Origin of the sequence: Pseudomonas parafulva (assembly GCF_000800255.1) — a bacterium.
GTDB classification, from domain to species: Bacteria; Pseudomonadota; Gammaproteobacteria; order Pseudomonadales; family Pseudomonadaceae; genus Aquipseudomonas; species Aquipseudomonas boreofloridensis.
In genome coordinates this window covers 840,366-857,112 of record NZ_CP009747.1, presented here as the reverse complement: position 1 = coordinate 857,112, position 16,747 = coordinate 840,366, and the positions used below count along the sequence as shown (strand labels likewise).

Here is a 16,747-nt window from a genome sequence, read left to right as displayed (position 1 = left end):
AACAAAGACGGAATGTTAGCAGGGAGCAGGCTGCGGGCTCCAGCAAAGGCGTTTGCAACATCGGATCGGACGCGCTCGCGCGCAGGGCCCGTACGCCAGGTAAGCGATTGAGCGATCAGTGACTCAACTGCTGATCAACCGTGCACGCAGCTGTCCAATCTCGTCGCGCAACTGTGCGGCGGCTTCGAATTCGAGGTCGCGCGCCATCTGGAACATCTTCTCTTCCAACACCTTGATGCGCTTGGTGATTTCGCCAGGCGTCTTGAGTTCGGCCTCGTAACGCGCAGCCTCCTCCGCCGCCTTGGCCATTCCTTTGCGCTTCTTGCTGCGCGCGCCCGGTACCGTGGCGCCCTCAAGGATGTCAGTGATGTCTTTGACCACACCCTTGGGCACGATGCCGTTGGCTTCGTTGAAGGCCACCTGCTTTGTACGGCGCCGCTCGGTCTCGTCGATCGCCCGCTGCATGGATCCGGTGATCTGATCGGCGTACAGGATGGCCTTGCCGTTCAGGTTTCGCGCCGCACGGCCAATGGTCTGGATGAGTGAACGCTCGGAGCGCAGGAAGCCCTCCTTGTCGGCGTCGAGGATCGCTACCAGCGATACCTCGGGCATGTCCAGACCTTCGCGCAGCAGGTTGATGCCCACCAGCACATCGAAGGTTCCAAGACGCAGATCGCGGATGATTTCAACGCGTTCCACGGTGTCGATGTCCGAGTGCAGATAGCGAACGCGCACGCCGTGATCGGCCAGATAGTCACTCAGGTCTTCGGCCATGCGCTTGGTCAAGGTCGTGGCGAGCACTCGCTCACCGGCTGCCACACGCTTGCCGATCTCGGATAACAGATCATCGACCTGAGTCAAGGCCGGCCGAATCTCGACCTCGGGGTCGACCAGGCCGGTCGGGCGCACCACCTGTTCGACCACTCGGCCGGCGTGCGCCTCTTCGTAGGGCCCGGGTGTCGCAGAAACGAATATGGTCTGCGGGCTGACCGACTCCCACTCGTCGAAACGCATAGGTCGGTTGTCCAGCGCAGAAGGCAGCCGAAAACCGTACTCCACCAGGGTTTCCTTGCGCGAACGGTCGCCTTTGTACATGGCCCCGACCTGGGGCACGCTAACGTGGGATTCGTCGATGACCAACAGGGCATCGGCCGGCAGATAGTCATAAAGCGTGGGCGGCGGAGCCCCCGATGGGCGACCGGAGAGGTAGCGGGAGTAGTTTTCGATACCGTTGCAATAGCCCAGTTCGAGAATCATCTCCAGGTCGAAACGAGTACGCTGTTCGAGGCGCTGTGACTCCACCAGCTTGTTGGCCTTGTTCAGATACTCCAGGCGCTCGCTGAGCTCCTGCTTGATGCCATCGACCGCGTCGAGCAGCGTTTCCCGAGGGGTCACATAATGGCTCTTGGGATAGAACGTGAAACGCGGCAGCTTGCGAATGACCTCGCCGGTGAGCGGATCGAAAGCGGCGATGTTCTCCACCTCGTCATCGAACAGCTCGATACGAATGGCTTCGAGGTCCGATTCAGCCGGGAAAATATCGATCACATCACCCCTGACACGGAACGTCGCACGGGCAAAATCCATCTCGTTGCGGGTGTACTGCAGGTCAGCCAGCCGGCGTAGCAACGCGCGCTGATCGAGCTTGTCGCCGCGGTCGATGTGCAGCACCATCTTCAGGTAGGTTTCCGGGCTGCCCAGACCATAGATGCAGGACACCGTCGTAACGATGATCGCGTCGCGTCGCTCGAGCAGGGCCTTGGTCGCCGACAGGCGCATCTGTTCGATGTGGTCGTTGATCGACGCATCTTTCTCGATGAAGGTGTCCGAAGACGGCACATAGGCTTCGGGCTGGTAGTAGTCGTAATAAGAAACGAAGTATTCGACCGCGTTGTTCGGGAAAAACGCCTTGAACTCACCATACAGCTGGGCTGCCAACGTTTTATTGGGCGCCAGGACCATGGTTGGACGCTGCACCTGCTGGATGACGTTGGCGATGCTGAAGGTTTTGCCAGAGCCGGTGACGCCGAGCAGCGTCTGGTGCGACAGCCCCGCCTCCAGCCCCTCGACCATCAGACGAATGGCCTCGGGCTGATCACCGGCCGGCTGGAAGCGCGTGACGAGCTGGAACTCGGACATGAAGGACCTCGTGGAAATCGCGGCAACTGTAAGTTTAGCCAGTAGTCTATACGCAAAAATGCGCATCGGGCGAATCCGCCCGTCCCTACGTGTGAACACTCATTGCAGTGGACCGGGCAATTGACCCAAGGGTCGAAAAATATTTGCGCCAACTGTGGCAAAAACCTGCGCCGGACTGTCGCGGTCACCCAGCGGTATCTCTATACTGACTCCCCGTTTGCACCGCTTCAGTGCACTGGGCTGGAGCGTGCTTTTCCCATCACTCTCCACTTCAGAGCCAAGGTAACAATGAGCCTGTTTTCCGCTGTCGAGCTGGCACCCCGCGATCCCATTCTGGGCCTCAACGAAGCCTTCAATGCCGACCCACGCACCGACAAGGTGAATCTGGGCGTTGGTGTTTACTGCAACGAGGAAGGTCGCATCCCGCTACTGCGTGCGGTGATCGAGGCTGAAACCCAGCGTGCAGCCCAACGGGCCTCGCGCGGCTACCTGCCGATCGACGGTATCGCCAGCTACGATCAAGCCGTGCAGAAGCTGCTGTTCGGTGCAGAATCCCCGTTACTCGCTGCCGGCCGCGTGGTTACCGTACAGGCCGTCGGCGGTACCGGCGCCCTGAAGATCGGCGCCGACTTCCTCAAGCGTCTGTCGCCCACCGCCACCGTCGCCATCAGCGATCCGAGCTGGGAAAACCACCGCGCCCTGTTCGAGTCGGCCGGTTTTCCTGTGCAGAACTACCGCTACTACGACGCTGCGAATAACGACGTCAATCGCGTCGGCATGCTCGAAGACCTGAACAGCCTGCCCTCGGGCTCGATCATCGTCCTGCACGCCTGCTGCCATAACCCAACGGGTGTCGACCTGTCGCTCGACGACTGGAAGAACGTGCTGGAAGTGGTCAAAGCCAAAAACCATATCCCATTCCTGGACATGGCCTACCAGGGCTTCGGCGACGGCATCGCCGAAGACGCGCTCGCGGTGCGTCTTTTCGCCGAATCGGGTCTGGACTTCTTCGTCTCCAGCTCGTTCTCCAAATCGTTCTCGCTGTACGGCGAGCGCGTAGGCGCCCTGTCGATCGTCACCGGCTCCAAGGACGAAAGCACCCGCGTGCTGTCACAGGTCAAGCGTGTGATCCGCACCACCTACTCCAACCCACCGACCCATGGCGCTACCATCGTCGCCACCGTACTCAACAACGCCGAACTGCGGCAGATGTGGGAAACCGAGCTAGGCGAGATGCGCGAACGCATCCATGGCATGCGCAAGCAGATGGTCGAATTGCTGGCCCAATATGGCGCCAAGCGCGACTTCAGCTTTGTCGGCCGTCAGGTCGGAATGTTCTCGTACTCCGGATTGACCGTCGAGCAAGTGGCACGCCTGAAGAACGAGTTCGGCATTTATGCGCTGGACACCGGACGCATCGCTGTGGCTGCGCTGAATCAGAGCAACATCCACGTGGTGACCAAAGCTATCGTCGAAGTGCTGTAAGCGCTTGATTTGCCAAGGGGCGGGTTGACTTCCCCTTGGCATTCATTAAGATACGCGCAGATTCCGCGATAGCTCAGTCGGTAGAGCAAATGACTGTTAATCATTGGGTCCCTGGTTCGAGTCCAGGTCGCGGAGCCACACATTGAAAACCTCCAGAGGCGCAAGCACTGGAGGTTTTTCGTTTTCGGGCGCACGTTTTCTCTCTGCAGCCCCAACTCAGTCGGCTCGCCCCAACGGGTAGAACTGACCGTGACTCCACACGCCAAGCCAAGACTGGCCCTCTATCATCCGTGGCACTGCAAGGTCCACCAATTGGTAGAACACGTTGCGGTGGATCAGTGCCTCCAGGTTGCTGCGCATCAGCAGATAAGGCGCTGGCTCGCCCGTGTCAGCGCAGGTGTGCACGCGCAAAGGATGTTCTGGTCCGGCTTCGGCTTGGTCGTCGACATTGCTGATAAAACGCAATACCTGACCCTCGCCTTCACCCTCGACCTGCATCGAGACAGCCACGAACGGCGCGTCGTCGACACGAATGCCGACCTTCTCGACCGGCGTCACCAGGAAGTAATCGTCCCCATCACGCCGCAGGATAGTGGAAAACAGCCGAACCATGGGCTTGCGCCCGATGGGGGTACCCAAGTAATACCACGTACCGTCACGGGCGATGCGCATGTCGATATCGCCGCAGAAATCAGGGTTCCAGAGATGCACGGGCGGCAGCCCTTTGTCCTTGGGAATTTGCCCGAGGATGTCACTGGCCTTGCCCTCACCCGTCATCGCGTACTCCTTAACGACTCATCCCAAGAAGACTGCGAGCGTACTCGCGCATCGGCTCAGCGAGCAAATCCTGGGGCGTATTGTCGTGGAACGTCAACAAACCGCCGCGACTCTTGATCCGCGCAGTGTCGATCAGATATCGAGTGCTGGTTTCAATCAGCATCATCTGCACGACGCCAGTGTCCCAGCCAAGACGATCTACAGCCTGCTCGTCATACCATTCGTCACCGTTGCCGATGCGATCATCCGTACGGGCGAACCGGGTGTAGAGCACATAATGGGCGCCGACCGAACGAGCTTCAGCAATGGCTTCTTCCAGACCCAGGGGAGCCTTCGCGCGACGTACCAGCGGAAAGTACTCGACGAAGCTCTTGAACGCCTCGTCAGCGACGGCGTTCTGTCTGGGTACCGGGCCTTTACCCGGCGGAACGAATGCGCCTTGGCCAATGAAGATGAAAGAGTCAGGCTGCAGACGGACCGACAGGGTGCGCGTCGTGTCACTGTGGTCGAGCAGACCCGCATCGCTCAACTGGTAGCGCACCCCCTCCCCCATGTCGCTGACTTTCATGCAGCCGCCCAACGCCATCAGCGCCAGCAGCAAGACCAGGCTACGCATCTTTCCTCCAGTGACCGGTGACGAAAAACCGGCGAATAGCCGCGTGATGCAGCTTTTACGCCAGTTCGCTGATCACTGCCCCCGGTTGAACGACTCGTGCATGCATTCATCACAACCCGCCGGGAACAGGGTGGTCAAGTGGCGGGGTCCGGATCACGCTTGCGCTTGTTGCCCATGCGTACACCGATATCCATCAAGAACTGGAAGAAACCCTCTTGGTCTTCCAGCACGTTGCTCCAGAACGGCGAGTGATACAGGGCGACCGCGCCGTGCACCAGCGCCCAGGCTGCACAGTAATGGAAATACGGCGGAACGTCCTCGAGCTTGCCTTCGCTGATCCGTCCCTTGATCAACTGGGTAAGACGCTCGAAATTCGAGGCACGGATGCTGTGCAACTGCTCGACCATCTCCGGCACCTGATTGCCCTTGACCACTTTCTCTTCAAGCCGGTCGAACAAACGGTAGCGCTGGGGATCACGCATGCGGAACTCGAAATAGGCGCGCGACAGGGCTTCCTTGTCGCGGTCGACATCGCTCGAATGCAGCAGCGCATTCAGATCGCGCTCGTAGTCGAGCATCAAGCGCAGATAAATTTCTGCCTTGGATTTGAAGTGCTTGTAGATCGTGCCTTTGCCGATGCCGACCGCGTCGGCAATCATCTCGACGGTGACGCTGTCTTCACCCTGTTCGAGAAACAGCTTGAGCGCCGTGTCGAGGATCTCTTGTTCGCGACGGCGAAACTCACGGACCTTACGAGGTTCTTTCTGCATAGGAAGGACTGGGATGACAATCGAAGCGGATTATTATGCCTAAGTGCTGCCAAATTGCACGGTTCTTCCGCTGACGTGAGTGTTTCATCGTGAGTGTGCGTGCGGTGGGTACTGAAAACGGCAGTTCCGCCCTCGACTCATGCGGTCAAGGCATGTCGCATCGAGAACGTATGCCAAATCTGTTTAAAAAATCATCAATCGACGCTGGCACAGCGCCAAGACTGACCAATACTAGATGTGTCGATGCTGAGCTTCCCCCCAAGCGAAGCATTGATGAAGGCACCTAGGGACCGCGTGCCTGTGTATTACTCCTAATGGTCTTGACCCGGATTCCTCCCCCAGAAGCCGGGTTTTTTTTGCCGTTTGCAGCGATCGATCAATCGCTCGCTGCAAACCTTGATCAGGCGACGCGTGCCAGCGGGAACAGTCGTTTGAAGTTGGCGGTGGTCTGATCGGCCAACTGGGTGTAGCTCACCCCGCGTAACGACGCTACGTACTCGGCAACCTCACGCACGTATTGCGGGAGGTTGGGCTTGCCGCGATAAGGAATCGGCGCCAGGTAAGGCGAGTCGGTTTCGACCAGCAAGCGGTCGTGCGGAACCTGGCGCGCCACCTCGCGCAAGGCATCGGCGTTGCGGAAGGTGACGATCCCGGAAAGTGAGATGTAATAGCCCAGATCCAGTGCCGCCCGCGCCATGTCCCAGTCTTCGGTAAAGCAATGCAACACGCCGGCCTGTGGCAGGTTGGCCTCGCGCAGCAACGCGAGGGTGTCGGCCCGCGCGGCACGGGTATGCACGATCACCGGCTTGCCGGTCTGTCGCGACGCTTCCAGATGCAGGCGGAACGACGCCTGCTGAAGTGTCGCAGCTTCGGGCTCGTAGTGGTAATCCAGACCCGTTTCGCCGATTGCGACCACATGAGGGTGAGCCAGCTCGCGCAGGAGCCATTCGAGCGCCGGCGTCTCGCCCGGCGCCAGATCGAGCGGATGCACGCCAACCGAGCAGTCGACATCGCCATACTGCTCGCTCAGGGCTTTGACTGCTCCAGCATTCTCGGCGCTCACGCCAATGCATAGAAAATGCCCGACCCCGCGCTGGCGAGCCGCCTGCAAGGCAGCGTCGAGCGAACCTGCGTGGGCGCTCAGGTCAAGACGATCTAGGTGGCAATGGGAATCTACAAGCATGGGATTGGCACATATCTGAAAAAAGCGGTGGAAGAATCAGCGCGCACCCGGCAACTGCAGCCAATGGGCAAGCAGCGCTTCGAGCAGCAGCACACGGTTGAGGTTGGCCTTGCCCATGACTTTCTGACGCTGCTCCAGAATCCAGGCCTGCATCTCCAGCACGCGACTCTGACGACTTTTCTGCGCAAGGTACTGCAGCACTTTGCGCATGTCGGCCAAGCCCAGCCCATCCTCGTCCTGGGTCAGTTGATAGCGCAGTATCAGGTGCGACCAGTCGCAGAACCAGTCGAATAGCAACAGCAGCGGCACTGCATTCCAGGCTTCGGCCAATTGCGTAGGTGATTGCTGTTGCTTGAGCAGTTTCTTGATGCCCTCGGTGACCAATGCGCGTTGCTCACGCACACCCTGAGCTTGCAAGCTGAGCGCCATCAATGGCGAGCCGGCAGCCAGGCTCAGCAACTCATCACGTTCGCCCTGATCGACGTCGGGCAATGCCGCAGCCAACCAGTCCTGGCTCTGCGCAGGCGTAGGTTGCGGGCACGCAATCTGCTGACAGCGACTCTTGATGGTCGGCAGCAGGCGACTGGGCTGATGGCTTACCAGCAGCAGCACCGTGTCGCCCGAGGGCTCTTCCAGGCTCTTGAGCAATGCATTCGAGGCATTGACGTTCATCGCCTCGACCGGCTCGATCAGCACCACCTTGCGTCCGCCTTGCTGGGCGGTCTGAACCACGAACGCGACCAGATCACGCACCTGATCGACCTTGATCGGCTTGTCGGCCTCTTCCGGCTCGAGCACAAAGTTGTCGGGATGGCTGCCAGCCTTGAGCAGCAGGCAGGATTTACACTGGCCGCACGCTTGCGAAGCGTGCGGTTTCTGGCATAGCAGCAGCGCCATCAGCCCTTCGGCCAAGGCGCGCTTGCCGATACCCTGTGGCCCTTGGAACAGGTAGGCATGGGCATGCTGCCGACGCCCGGCCACCTGCTGCCAGAGCGCCTGTTGCCAGGGAAACACCTCAGCCACGGCTGCGCTCCAGGATGTCGGGCAGCAACGTGTCGATGGCTTGCTGCACCGCAGCCAGTGGCTGCGCCGCATTCAGTAGATGGTAGCGTTGGGGGGCCGCAGCAGCGCGTTGCAGGTAGGCCTGACGCACCGCCTCGAAGAACGGCTGGCCCTCCTGCTCGAAGCGATCCAGACGCCCACGAGCCGCTGCGCGGGCAAGGCCGATCTCTACGGGCAGGTCGAAGACCAGCGTCAGGTCGGGACGCAACTGGCCCTGAACGAAGTGTTCCAGCGTGGCGATGCGCTCGATGGGCAGACCGCGACCGCCGCCCTGGTATGCGTAAGTGGCATCGGTGAAACGATCACACAGCACCACAGCACCACGCGCCAGAGCAGGACGAATGATCATGGCCAGATGCTGAGCGCGGGCGGCGAACATCAGCAACAGCTCGGTATCGACCGCCATCGTTTCATCGCTAGGGTCCAGCAGCAACTCGCGAATGCGTTCGGCCAGCGGCGTGCCGCCGGGTTCGCGAGTCATCACGACATCTATGCCGTGCTCGCGCAGGCGCTGCGCCAGATACTCGCGATTGGTGCTTTTGCCCGCGCCTTCGGGGCCTTCCAAGGTGATGAACAGACCGCTCACAGGCATTCCTTGATGTGCTTAGTGGGTTGCCGGCGCATCGCCCGACACGGAGGATTCGGAGGTTTCGCCCGGAACACTGTCCGGCACCTCGCTCGAGGGTGACGGGCTGCTGGCAGGAAGCTCGGCGTCCTGGGCCTGCGGCGACGCTCCGGCCGGCGCACGCGGGGCGGGGCTGGAGCGGTAGTCGGCCCGGCGCTTGAGCTGATACTCACGGACTGCGGAGTTGTGATCGTTCAGATCGTCGGAGAACACATGACTGCCATCGCCACGGGCAACGAAGTACAGGCTGGTGCCCGCAGATGGATTCAACGCAGCATGAATCGCCTCGCGTCCGACCATGGCGATCGGTGTCGGTGGCAGTCCGGTATTGGTGTAGGTGTTGTAGGGCGTTGGCGCACGCAGGTCGGCACGGGTGATCTTGCCGTTATAGCGTTCACCCATTCCGTAAATCACTGTCGGATCGGTCTGCAGCATCATGTTCAGGCGCAACCGACGCACGAATACGCCAGCGATCTGCCCACGCTCCTGGGCAATGCCGGTTTCCTTCTCCACCAGAGAGGCCATGATCAGGGCTTGATACGGGTCGCTGTAGGGCAGATCACCGGCGCGTTGCGCCCATTCCTTGGCCAGCACCTCATCCAGGCGCAGATAGGCCTGCTGCAACAGCTCGACATCGCTCATCCCGCGCACGAAGCGATAGGTATCGGGAAAGAATCGACCTTCGGGAAAAACGCCCTCGTGACCGAGCTTCTCCATCACTTCGCTGTCAGACAAGCCCTCGAGGGTATGCTTGATCTTGTCATGCTTGGCCAGCGCGGCACGCAACTGCCGGAAAGTCCAGCCCTCGACGAGCGTCAGGTTGTACTGCACCACGTCGCCACGGCGCCAGGCGTCGATCAGGCCTTCCACCGTCATCCCCGGTGTCAGGCGGTATTCGCCAGTGTGCAGAGCGGTGCCAGCCATATTGAAGCGCCAGTACAGGCGCAGCCACAGCGCATCGTCGATCAAGCCCTCGCTCTGCATGCGATAGAACATACGGTTGGGGTTAGTGCCGGTGGGCACGTCGATCAGTCGCTCCTCAGCGATGTGCAGCGGTTGCTGCAAGGCCGAATGAACCTTCCAGGCCGACCAGCCCAGCGCCAGACCAGCGAGTACCAGGCCCATCTCCAGCAGCAGCAGGAATTTACGTCTCACGAATCAGGTATCCAGTAACGTACGGGCGACGGCCTGCAGTTTACGGGTGAGCGGCCCGGCCGGCCAGTCAAGCTTGAGCGCCGGAACGCTGCGCACTGGCCAGATACCGTAGACGCTGTTGCAGGTGAACACTTCATCGGCCTGCTGCAGATCGGCTTGTGCAAGCTCGGCGGTGCATGCCTCGATGCCAAGCGCACGAGCCTGATCCAAGAGTGCGCCGCGCATGACCCCGGCTACCCCGCAGTGACTCAGTTCAGGCGTGGTCAACACGCCATCGCGCACCAGGAACAGGTTGCTGTAGACACCTTCGATCAACAGACCTTGGGCATCGCGCATCAAGCCTTCGGCGTAGGCAGGATCCTGCCACTCGGCACGCGCCAGCACCTGCTCCAGGCGGTTGAGGTGTTTCAGCCCGGCCAGCAGGGGTTGCCGAGCCAAGCGCGTTTGACAGTCGAACAGCGAGATACCTTGCTCGGCATGCGCTGCCGGATAGGCCGGGAGCGGGCTGTTCTGCAGGATTCGTCGGGCCGGGGCTCCGGGCGCGGGCGCATAGCCGCGTGGGCTATCGCCGCGAGTGACCATCAGTTTGACGACACCCTCACCCAGTTGCGCCGCATAGGCCACCAATTCGTCGCGAGCGAGCGGCACATCGAGATCGATCGCCAGGCGCCGACACCCCATCGCCAGCCGATCCAGGTGACGCTGCAGCAGGCTAGGCCTGCCGCCGCGAACGGCGATGGTCTCGAACAGACCATCGCCGTAAGCCAGGCCGCGATTCTGCAGGTTGACCGCAGAGCCAGGCTGGCCGTCGATCCAGCTGTGCATCAGTCGGCGAACCGACGGAATACCAGGGAACCGTTGGTCCCGCCGAAACCGAAGGAGTTGGACAGCACCACGTCGATCGGCATGCTACGCGCCTGATGCGGCACGAAGTCCAGATCGCAGCCTTCGTCCGGCTCATCCAGGTTGATGGTCGGAGGCGCCATCTGACTGTTGATCGCCAGCACACTGAAGATCGCCTCGACGGCACCCGCGGCGCCGAGCAAGTGACCGGTCATCGACTTGGTCGAGCTGACCGCCAGCTTATAGGCATGCTCGCCGAACACGTGCTTGATAGCAGCGACTTCAGCGATGTCGCCAGCAGGGGTCGAGGTACCGTGGGCATTGATGTAGCTGACCTGCGATGGTGCTACACCCGCATCGCGCAAGGCGTTGATCATGCACCGTGCAGCCCCTTCTCCGGTGTCCGGTGGCGAGGTCATGTGATAGGCGTCACCACTCATGCCAAAGCCAACCAATTCCGCGTAGATGGTCGCCCCGCGCGCCTTGGCGTGCTCAAGCTCCTCGAGCACCAGTGCGCCTGCACCGTCGGAGAGTACGAAACCATCACGCCCCTTGTCCCAGGGACGACTGGCGCGGGCCGGCTCGTCATTTCGGGTCGACAGTGCACGCGAGGCACCGAAACCGCCCATGCCCAGACCGCAGGCAGCCATCTCGGCACCGCCGGCAATCATCACGTCCGCCTCGCCATAGGCAATGTTGCGCGCGGCCATGCCGATGCAGTGGGTGCCCGTGGTGCAGGCGGTGGAGATGGCGTAGTTCGGACCTTGCAGCCCCAAGTGGATCGACAGGAAACCGGAGATCATGTTGATGATCGAGCCTGGCACGAAGAACGGTGAGATCCTCCGCGGCCCCTGCTCGTGCAAGGTCCGGCTGGTGTCTTCGATATTGGTCAGGCCACCGATGCCCGAACCCATGGCCACGCCGATACGCTCGCGATTGGCGTCAGTGACCTCCAGGCCGGCGTTGCGCACCGCCTGGAAACCGGCCGCCAGGCCGTACTGAATGAACAGGTCAAGCTTGCGAGCTTCCTTGGCCGACAGGTACTGCTCGACCTCGAACCCCTTCACCGAGCCGCCAAAACGGGTGGAGTAGGCACTCAGGTCCGTGTGTTCGATCGGACCGATGCCACTGCGGCCAGCCAGAATGCCCTGCCAGGTGCTCGGTACGTCAGTACCCAGTGGCGACAGCATACCCATACCGGTGACCACGACGCGTCTACGCGACACAGCACTCTCCTTTTCTAATAACAGAGTCTCTTGCCATTGCATTCATCCATCCGGAATGAAATGGCAACAGGCTCTCGGTTGCTCGAGTATCGACAGCAGGGCTCGCAAAGAAAAAACCGCACGCCGAAGGCAGTGCGGTTTTTCCCGACAAGAAGCGTCGACTACAACGTCTTAGGCCTTGTGGCTGTTGACGTAGTCGATGGCGGCTTGAACGGTAGTGATCTTCTCGGCTTCTTCGTCAGGGATTTCGGTCTCGAATTCCTCTTCCAGAGCCATCACCAGCTCAACGGTGTCAAGCGAATCGGCACCCAGGTCATCGACGAAGGACTTGTTGTTGGTCACTTCTTCTTCCTTCACGCCCAGTTGCTCGGCGACGATTTTCTTGACGCGTTCTTCGATGGTGCTCATACCTAGTTTTCACTCCTAGTGGATATATGTCAGGCAGCTGGCCGGTGCCCAAGTTTATAGGAAGACGCCTGCTTTTCAAGCGTAACGCGCCTTCACGAGAGTCGCCTGGCCTGCCGCCTGGAATCTGGTTGCAGCTTTATAACGGATTTTAGGCACGCAGTATGACTGTTTTTTTAAGCAATCCGTCACATTGAGTTGCGGCTGTTACATGTACATCCCGCCGTTCACCGGCACTGTAGCGCCGGTGACATAGGCCGCGCCATCAGATGCCAGGAAGGAAACCACCTTGGCAATTTCCTCAGCCTGACCCAGGCGACCCAGCGGAATTTGCGTCTGCAGCGCTTCGCGTTGTGCTTCTGGCAGCTCGCGGGTCATGTCGGTATCGATGAAACCCGGCGTCACCGAGTTCACCGTGATACCGCGCGATCCCACTTCACGCGCCAAGGCACGACTGAAGCCCTCCAGACCTGCCTTGGCGGCGGCATAGTTGGCCTGACCTGCGTTACCCATCGCACCGACCACCGAGCCGATGCTGATGATACGACCCCAGCGGGCCTTGGTCATGCCGCGCAGCACGCCCTTGGACAAACGGTAAAGGCTGTTGAGGTTGGTGTCGATGACATCGAACCATTCTTCATCTTTCATCCGCAACATCAGATTGTCACGCGTGATCCCGGCGTTGTTGACCAGAATCGTCGGCGCGCCGAACTGCTCCTGGATAGAGGTCAGGACGCCAGTCACGGATGCCTCGTTGGTGACATTGAGCTCAAGGCCGGTACCGGTGATACCGTGTTCCTTGAGTGTCTCAGCGATGCGCTGAGCGCCAGAGGCGGAAGTGGCGGTGCCGATCACGGTCGCGCCTTGGCGACCCAGCTCGAGGGCGATAGCCTGGCCAATGCCACGGCTGGCACCTGTAACCAGTGCAACTTTACCTTGCAGGCTCATGCAAGCTTCTCCAGATGTCAGACCAGCGCCGCGCGGGCGGCGGCGATGGCGTCAGGGGTATTGAGGTTGTAAGTGGTGACGCCCTCGGCGCACCGCTTGTTCAGGCCGGCCAGTACCTTGCCAGGACCGCATTCCACCAAATTGACCGCGCCGTTGGCAGCCAGGGTCTGCACGCACTCGACCCAACGCACTGGTTGGTACAACTGTGCCAGCAGGTCACGCTTGAGGGCGTCCAGATCGGCAGGTACGGCGGCAGAGACGTTCTGCACCACCGGGATTTGCGGAGCCTGCCACTCGACGGCACTGACCGCCTCGGCGAAGCGCTCGGCGGCTGGCTTCATCAAGGCGCAGTGCGACGGCACGCTGACCGGCAGAGGCAATGCACGCTTGGCGCCCTTGGCCTTGCACAGCTCGATGGCACGCTCGACTGCAGCCTTGTTGCCAGCGATGACCACTTGGCCAGGCGAGTTGAAATTGACCGCACTGACCACGTCATCTTCGGCCGCCTGCGCACAGACATCCACCACCACGGCGTCGTCCAGCCCCAGGATGGCAGCCATGGCGCCATGACCGGCCGGCACCGCTTCCTGCATCAGTTGGCCGCGGCGCTCGACCAGACGTACGGCGTCCTTGAGCGACAAGCTACCCGCGGCGACCAGGGCGCTGTACTCACCCAGGCTGTGACCGCAAACGTATGCCGGACGCGCGCCGCCCTGCTCCAGCCACAGGCGCCATAGCGCGATGGAGGCCGTCAGGATAGCTGGCTGCGTCTTGTCGGTTTGATTGAGTTGTTCCTCGGGACCTTCCTGGACCAATTTCCACAGGTCATAGCCCAGAGCCTCGGAAGCTTCCTTGAAGGTCTCGATGATCAGCGGCTGCTCGGCACCGAGTTCAGCGAGCATGCCCAGTGACTGGGAACCTTGGCCAGGAAAGACGAATGCGAGGGATGCAGACATTGAACAAGCCCTTATGATCTTGTCGTCGAATGGGGTGCACCCTGCCATCGGCAGGGCACGGAATCTGAAAACTTGGATGGAAACGCAGACCAAGCGGTCACATTTAACCACTTCATGGCCGATACACCTAAGGCAACAGGTCTTCCAGGCGACCATGCAAACGCTGCGGTAGATTTTCCTGAATCTCGATCAGCGCCCGCTGGATAGCACTCTGCAGGCCTTGCACACCCGCCGACCCGTGGCTTTTCACGACGATACCCTGCAATCCCAGAAAGCTTGCGCCGTTGTGCCGCGCCGGCGCCAGGTCCGATTGCAGGCGCCGCAACAAGGGCCTGGCCAAAGCACCCGCAACACGGGCGAACAAACCGGCCCTGAACAACGCTTCCAGACGCTCGCCGACCATGGTTGCCAGCCCTTCGCTGGATTTGAGCAGGATATTGCCCACGAAGCCGTCGCACACCACCACATCGGCCTCGCCGCGATACAGCCCGTCACCTTCAATGAAACCGACATAGTTAAGGCCACGGGCGTTCTTCAGCAAACTGGCAGCCAGCTTGACTTGCTGATTGCCCTTGATGTCTTCGGTACCGATGTTCAGCAGAGCTACTCGTGGGCGGCGCACGCCCAGCGCCTGCGCCGCCACCGACCCCATCACAGCAAACTGGTAGAGGTGATCGGCGCTGCAGTCGACGTTCGCACCCAGGTCGAGCAGTTGGCAGTAACCTTGCCGTGTAGGAATGGCCGCCACCATGGCCGGCCGATCGATACCCGGCAAGGTTTTGAGCACGAGACGCGACAAGGCCATCAAAGCGCCCGTATTGCCGGCGCTTACGCACGCCTGCGCTTTGCCATCACGGACCAGCTCGAGCGCGACACGCATCGAAGAGTCAGGCTTGCCGCGCAAGGCCTGCGAGGGCCGCTCATCCATACCAATCACTTCGCTGGCATCCACGATCCGCAGGCGCGCGCGATCGATGGCTGCAAGGCCACTGACGAGTTCTTCGAGAAGGGAGGTTTGACCGACGAGGGTCAGATGGAGCGAGGGGGTAGCCGAAAGGCAAGCGATACTGGCCTCAACAATGCTGCGGGGACCGAAGTCCCCGCCCATTGCGTCGATCGCGATGATCTGAGCGGACAAGGATTACTCGTCAGCGCCCTTGTCGATCACTTTGCGACCACGGTAGACGCCTTCTGGCGACACGTGGTGGCGCAGGTGAACTTCACCAGTGCTCTTTTCTACGGACAGCGCGTTTTCCGACAGGGCATCGTGCGAACGACGCATGTCACGGGCAGAGCGGGATTTTTTGTTCTGCTGAACAGCCATAATTGATTAACTCCTAAACGTTTGGGTCACGCTTTAACTGCGCCAAGACACTGAACGGGTTGGACCGCGATACCTCGTCCTTGCTCGATTCGGGCTCGTCTGCGCCCGCCGGCTGCTGGCATTCTTCCGGATGATGAGCAGGCACGATAGGAAGGGCGAGCAAAAGCTCTTCCTCGATCAGCGCCTGCAGATCCAAAGGATCTTCGCCCAGTTCCAGCACGTCATAGCCTTTCGGCAACGACTGGGTATTCGCACCCTCCTTCACCACAGCGTACGTACATTCGCTATGGATCGGCAGGGTGACCAGCTCAAGACAACGCTGGCAAACCATTTTGACTTCGACATTCAAATCGCTGTGGATAACCACAACGTGCTGTTCGTCTCGCTCAAAATCGAACTTCGCCTGCACCGTACCGACAGTGTCGGAAAGCGGGTCGCAGAGTCTTTCCAAATCAGCGAGTTGCAGCGAACCCTCGAGGGTTACGCCACGATCGGCTAATTTGCGCGGGTCAACGTGAGGTGGAATCGGGTCATTCAACATAGGCGCAGCATTCTAGGGACGCCCCCCGCCTCTGTCAAAGGAAATTCGGCAGCTTGACGCATGTTAGAATCACGGCAACTGCCAAGGAGTCCACCATGCTTCCTCTGCTGCTCGCCTCGAGCTCCCCCTACCGGCGCGAACTGCTCCAGCGCCTGCACCTGCCCTTCACCTGGGCGAGTCCCGACATAGACGAAGCGCGCCAAGGCGACGAGACCGCTGCTGAACTGGTCCGCAGACTCGCTCGACTCAAGGCCCAAGCCCTGGCCGAACATCACCCACAGCACCTGATCATCGGTTCGGACCAGGTCGCCGTGCTCGGCGAACGTATCCTCGGCAAACCACACAGCGCCGAGCGCGCCTGTGAGCAACTGCTGGCCGCCAGCGGACAATCCGTCACTTTCCTGACTGGCCTGGCCCTGCTCAACAGCGCCACAGGCCACTGCCAGGTTGACTGCATCCCCTTCACCGTGACGTTGCGCGAACTGGACCGCCAGCGCGTGGAGCGCTACGTACAGACCGAGCAACCACTGGATTGCGCCGGCAGCTTCAAGGCCGAGGGATTGGGCGTTTCGCTCTTTCAGAGCACACACGGCAGCGACGCGACAAGCTTGATCGGCCTGCCCCTCATACGCCTGGTGGACATGTTGCTCAAGGAGGGCGTGCAAGTACCCTGAAACCGGCGGGGCCGTCGA

At 60.7% G+C, this 16,747-nt stretch carries 18 protein-coding genes and 1 tRNA gene; 3 read left to right on the top strand and 16 right to left on the bottom strand.

All coding sequences use genetic code 11. The features are described 5' to 3' along the window. Positions 1-123: 123 nt before the first annotated feature. Positions 124-2,139 (bottom strand): excinuclease ABC subunit UvrB, encoded by a 2,016-nt coding sequence (gene uvrB / locus NJ69_RS03815; protein WP_039576321.1) that lies wholly within the window; start codon positions 2,137-2,139, stop codon positions 124-126. Positions 2,140-2,427: 288 nt separating this feature from the next. Here uvrB and NJ69_RS03810 point away from each other — a divergent pair, with 288 nt between their 5' ends. Together NJ69_RS03810 and NJ69_RS03805 are read left to right on the top strand one after the other, a co-directional pair. Then, a complete protein-coding gene (locus NJ69_RS03810) occupies positions 2,428-3,624 on the top strand; it encodes an amino acid aminotransferase (protein WP_039576319.1) in 1,197 nt (398 codons plus the stop codon). 62 nt (positions 3,625-3,686) lie between these two features. After that, a tRNA-Asn gene (locus NJ69_RS03805) sits at positions 3,687-3,762 on the top strand. 78 nt (positions 3,763-3,840) lie between these two features. Here the strand turns inward: NJ69_RS03805 and NJ69_RS03800 are convergent. The 15 genes from NJ69_RS03800 to NJ69_RS22280 form a co-directional block, all read right to left on the bottom strand. Further along, on the bottom strand, positions 3,841-4,401 hold the full coding sequence (locus NJ69_RS03800; RefSeq protein WP_039576318.1) for a DUF1285 domain-containing protein: 561 nt from the start codon (positions 4,399-4,401) through the stop codon (positions 3,841-3,843). A 10-nt stretch (positions 4,402-4,411) separates the two neighbouring features. Next, complete coding sequence (locus NJ69_RS03795) at positions 4,412-5,017, bottom strand: DUF4823 domain-containing protein (protein WP_039576316.1); 606 nt, start codon at positions 5,015-5,017, stop codon at positions 4,412-4,414. Between the two features lie 134 nt (positions 5,018-5,151). After that, positions 5,152-5,787, bottom strand: a complete 636-nt coding sequence (locus tag NJ69_RS03790; protein WP_029612997.1) for a TetR/AcrR family transcriptional regulator — start codon at positions 5,785-5,787, stop codon at positions 5,152-5,154. 400 nt (positions 5,788-6,187) lie between these two features. Next, positions 6,188-6,970 (bottom strand): TatD family hydrolase, encoded by a 783-nt coding sequence (locus NJ69_RS03785; protein WP_039576314.1) that lies wholly within the window; start codon positions 6,968-6,970, stop codon positions 6,188-6,190. 36 nt (positions 6,971-7,006) lie between these two features. Continuing rightward, positions 7,007-7,993, bottom strand: coding sequence for a DNA polymerase III subunit delta' (locus NJ69_RS03780; protein WP_039576312.1), 987 nt, complete (start codon positions 7,991-7,993; stop codon positions 7,007-7,009). Next, positions 7,986-8,618 carry a dTMP kinase gene (gene tmk, locus NJ69_RS03775; protein ID WP_039576310.1) on the bottom strand — a complete coding sequence of 211 codons (633 nt, stop codon included), beginning with the start codon at positions 8,616-8,618 and terminating at the stop codon, positions 7,986-7,988. Before tmk ends, NJ69_RS03780 begins: the two co-directional genes overlap by 8 nt. A gap of 18 nt (positions 8,619-8,636) precedes the next feature. Further along, positions 8,637-9,812: an endolytic transglycosylase MltG gene (gene mltG / locus NJ69_RS03770; protein ID WP_039576309.1), complete on the bottom strand. Its 1,176-nt coding sequence runs from the start codon at positions 9,810-9,812 to the stop codon at positions 8,637-8,639. Positions 9,813-9,815: 3 nt separating this feature from the next. Beyond that, positions 9,816-10,637, bottom strand: a complete 822-nt coding sequence (gene pabC / locus NJ69_RS03765; RefSeq protein ID WP_039576307.1) for an aminodeoxychorismate lyase — start codon at positions 10,635-10,637, stop codon at positions 9,816-9,818. After that, positions 10,637-11,881, bottom strand: coding sequence for a beta-ketoacyl-ACP synthase II (gene fabF, locus NJ69_RS03760; protein ID WP_029612988.1), 1,245 nt, complete (start codon positions 11,879-11,881; stop codon positions 10,637-10,639). The genes pabC and fabF overlap by 1 nt, the downstream gene beginning before the upstream one ends. Before the next feature lie 171 nt (positions 11,882-12,052). Continuing rightward, a complete protein-coding gene (acpP, locus tag NJ69_RS03755) occupies positions 12,053-12,289 on the bottom strand; it encodes an acyl carrier protein (RefSeq protein ID WP_029612986.1) in 237 nt (78 codons plus the stop codon). 204 nt (positions 12,290-12,493) lie between these two features. After that, entirely contained in the window at positions 12,494-13,234 is a 741-nt protein-coding gene (gene fabG, locus NJ69_RS03750; protein ID WP_039576305.1) for a 3-oxoacyl-ACP reductase FabG, read from the bottom strand. 17 nt (positions 13,235-13,251) lie between these two features. Then, positions 13,252-14,190 carry an ACP S-malonyltransferase gene (gene fabD, locus NJ69_RS03745; protein WP_080754712.1) on the bottom strand — a complete coding sequence of 313 codons (939 nt, stop codon included), beginning with the start codon at positions 14,188-14,190 and terminating at the stop codon, positions 13,252-13,254. Positions 14,191-14,317: 127 nt separating this feature from the next. Continuing rightward, complete coding sequence (plsX, locus tag NJ69_RS03740) at positions 14,318-15,328, bottom strand: phosphate acyltransferase PlsX (RefSeq protein ID WP_080754711.1); 1,011 nt, start codon at positions 15,326-15,328, stop codon at positions 14,318-14,320. Positions 15,329-15,331: 3 nt separating this feature from the next. Further along, entirely contained in the window at positions 15,332-15,514 is a 183-nt protein-coding gene (gene rpmF / locus NJ69_RS03735) for a 50S ribosomal protein L32 (protein ID WP_008096416.1), read from the bottom strand. A gap of 13 nt (positions 15,515-15,527) precedes the next feature. Beyond that, a complete protein-coding gene (locus NJ69_RS22280) occupies positions 15,528-16,055 on the bottom strand; it encodes a YceD family protein (protein WP_080754710.1) in 528 nt (175 codons plus the stop codon). Positions 16,056-16,150: 95 nt separating this feature from the next. Between NJ69_RS22280 and NJ69_RS03725 the strand changes: the two genes are divergently transcribed. Next, positions 16,151-16,729, top strand: coding sequence for a Maf family protein (locus NJ69_RS03725; protein WP_039576294.1), 579 nt, complete (start codon positions 16,151-16,153; stop codon positions 16,727-16,729). Positions 16,730-16,747 lie beyond the last annotated feature (18 nt).

Coding starts and splice junctions, on each gene's coding strand:
- uvrB (WP_039576321.1), bottom strand. CDS start 2,139: ATGTCCGAGTTCCAGCTCGTCACGCGCTTCCAGCCGGCCGGTGATCAG.
- NJ69_RS03810 (WP_039576319.1), top strand. CDS start 2,428: ATGAGCCTGTTTTCCGCTGTCGAGCTGGCACCCCGCGATCCCATTCTG.
- NJ69_RS03800 (WP_039576318.1), bottom strand. CDS start 4,401: ATGACGGGTGAGGGCAAGGCCAGTGACATCCTCGGGCAAATTCCCAAG.
- NJ69_RS03795 (WP_039576316.1), bottom strand. CDS start 5,017: ATGCGTAGCCTGGTCTTGCTGCTGGCGCTGATGGCGTTGGGCGGCTGC.
- NJ69_RS03790 (WP_029612997.1), bottom strand. CDS start 5,787: ATGCAGAAAGAACCTCGTAAGGTCCGTGAGTTTCGCCGTCGCGAACAA.
- NJ69_RS03785 (WP_039576314.1), bottom strand. CDS start 6,970: ATGCTTGTAGATTCCCATTGCCACCTAGATCGTCTTGACCTGAGCGCC.
- pabC (WP_039576307.1), bottom strand. CDS start 10,637: ATGCACAGCTGGATCGACGGCCAGCCTGGCTCTGCGGTCAACCTGCAG.
- acpP (WP_029612986.1), bottom strand. CDS start 12,289: ATGAGCACCATCGAAGAACGCGTCAAGAAAATCGTCGCCGAGCAACTG.
- fabG (WP_039576305.1), bottom strand. CDS start 13,234: ATGAGCCTGCAAGGTAAAGTTGCACTGGTTACAGGTGCCAGCCGTGGC.
- fabD (WP_080754712.1), bottom strand. CDS start 14,190: ATGTCTGCATCCCTCGCATTCGTCTTTCCTGGCCAAGGTTCCCAGTCA.
- rpmF (WP_008096416.1), bottom strand. CDS start 15,514: ATGGCTGTTCAGCAGAACAAAAAATCCCGCTCTGCCCGTGACATGCGT.
- NJ69_RS22280 (WP_080754710.1), bottom strand. CDS start 16,055: ATGTTGAATGACCCGATTCCACCTCACGTTGACCCGCGCAAATTAGCC.
- NJ69_RS03725 (WP_039576294.1), top strand. CDS start 16,151: ATGCTTCCTCTGCTGCTCGCCTCGAGCTCCCCCTACCGGCGCGAACTG.